General features: G+C 65.3%; 1 protein-coding gene. It reads right to left on the bottom strand.

Annotated elements, in window-relative coordinates; translation table 11 throughout:
• A partial coding sequence (tuf, locus tag AC1DGP_RS35245) for an elongation factor Tu (protein ID WP_476833294.1) occupies nucleotides 1–833 on the bottom strand: 833 nt, incomplete at both ends.

Here is an 833-nt window from a genome sequence, read left to right as displayed (position 1 = left end):
ACCACGCCGGTCACGTCCGTCGTGCGGAAGTAGAACTGCGGGCGGTAGTTGGTGAAGAACGGCGTATGGCGGCCGCCCTCTTCCTTCGTCAGGATGTAGGCCTCGGCCTTGAACTTGGTGTGCGGCTTCACCGAACCCGGCTTGCACAGAATCTGGCCGCGCTCGACGTCCTCGCGCTTCGTGCCGCGCAGCAGCGCGCCGATGTTGTCGCCAGCCTGGCCCTGGTCCAGCAGCTTGCGGAACATCTCGACGCCGGTCACCGTCGTCTTCACGGTGTCCTTCAGGCCGACGATCTCGATTTCCTCGCCGACCTTGACGATGCCGCGCTCGACGCGACCGGTCACCACCGTGCCACGGCCCGAGATCGAGAACACGTCTTCGACCGGCATCAGGAACGGCAGGTCCAGCGGACGCGCCGGCTGCGGGATGTAGTCGTCGACCGTCTTCATCAGCGCCACGACCGCGTCATGGCCGATCGCCTTGTCGCCATTGTCCAGCGCGACCTTGGCCGAACCCTTAGTGATCGGGATTTCGTCGCCCGGGAAGTCGTACTTCGACAGAAGCTCGCGGATCTCCATCTCGACCAGCTCGAGCAGCTCCGCGTCGTCGACCAGGTCGACCTTGTTCATGAACACCACCAGCGCCGGAACGCCGACCTGGCGCGCCAGCAGGATGTGCTCGCGGGTCTGCGGCATCGGGCCGTCGGCAGCCGACACGACCAGGATCGCGCCGTCCATCTGCGCCGCACCCGTGATCATGTTCTTCACGTAGTCGGCGTGGCCGGGGCAGTCGACATGCGCATAGTGACGGTTCGCAGTCTCGTACTCGACGTG

The organism is Allobosea sp. 05T433 (genome assembly GCF_056396065.1).
This window is presented reverse-complemented; position numbering and strand designations above follow the sequence as displayed.